Origin of the sequence: Chroococcus sp. FPU101, assembly GCF_017312365.1 — a bacterium.
Classification (GTDB): Bacteria; Cyanobacteriota; Cyanobacteriia; order Cyanobacteriales; family Microcystaceae; genus Chroococcus.
In genome coordinates this window covers 1-1,188 of record NZ_BLJI01000101.1, presented here as the reverse complement: position 1 = coordinate 1,188, position 1,188 = coordinate 1, and the positions used below count along the sequence as shown (strand labels likewise).

Annotated in this window: 1 pseudogene; it reads left to right on the top strand. The window is 32.8% G+C overall.

From position 1 onward, the window contains the following. The first annotated feature begins 61 nt into the window (after positions 1-61). A pseudogene (locus CFPU101_RS25235) lies at positions 62-1,173 on the top strand (IS630 family transposase). Positions 1,174-1,188 lie beyond the last annotated feature (15 nt).

The following is a 1,188-nucleotide window of genomic DNA, read 5'->3' as shown; positions in this document are numbered from 1 at the left end:
TAAACTTTTGAGCTTTTAAATCGTATATAATTAAAATTGTCAAAAATGAGAAAATTAGTCAATGCCAGCTAAAGGATATCTAAGTAAAAAGCAAAAAGAGAAGCTTCAAAGAGCGTTAAAGCAAGAAGAGCATCCAGATATAAGAGAAAGAATCTTGCTCTTATTATTACTAAACGATGGAAAAACTCAAGTCGAAATAGCGGATTTTATCGGCTGTTCTTATCAAAAGGTTTCTTATTGGTGTATTCACGGTGATCCCAATAACCTAGAAAGTTTAAAAGACGAAAGAATGAAAGGAAATGGAAGAAAAGTAACTGATGAATATCTAAAAATGCTTTTAGAAGTTATCGAGCAATCGCCAACTGAGCTAGGATACGAATTTGCTCGGTGGACAAGTCAAAGGTTAGCAGATTATTTAGCACTCAAAACAGGAATAGAGTTGAGTGGCTCACAAGTAAGGAGAATTTTAGCAAAAAAAAATACGTTTACATTTGGGCAAAATATAGCCTAGAAGAAAAGTGGAAACCTGAAAAAAGAGAAGCTTTTAAAAAAAAATTAGAGGAATATATAAAAATAGCCAAAGAAAGACCAAATTCGTTACAGCTTTGGTTTTGGGATGAGAGTGGTTTTAGTTTAAGAGTGATAAGAAGAAAAAATTGGTGCAAAAGAGGAAGTCGAAAAAAAATAGCAGGCTATCGAAGAAAAGGAAGAGTAAATGTGATGGGGTGCTTGAGATATTCCGACCGAAAAAGATTTGTAGAATTTGTCAAAAAAGGAAATTCGCAGAGCTTTAAGGAAGTTTTAAAAGTCTTTTATGAAGAGGTAATTAATGAATGGATAGAAGCGGGCAATAAAAAGGAAGATTTTTGCGAAAAGGGAGCAAGGCTTGTCATTATCTTGGACAATGCTAGTTTTCATAAAAAGGCGGAAATTCTCAAAGAAATAGAAACCGAAATGCCGAATATTTATTTAGAGTTTTTACCTGAGTATAGTCCTGATTATAATTTAATTGAATTAGTTTGGCATTCAGCAAAAGAATATCTTGCTCATCGTTTTTTTGAATCAGTTGAAAAACTAGAATCGGTGTTACATGAGCTTTTAAATGAAGGAGGATTGATTATTAAGTGGAATCGAAAACTCAAGAACAAGGGCAATTCTGTTAATCTAATTTAGACGCTCAACAGTTTA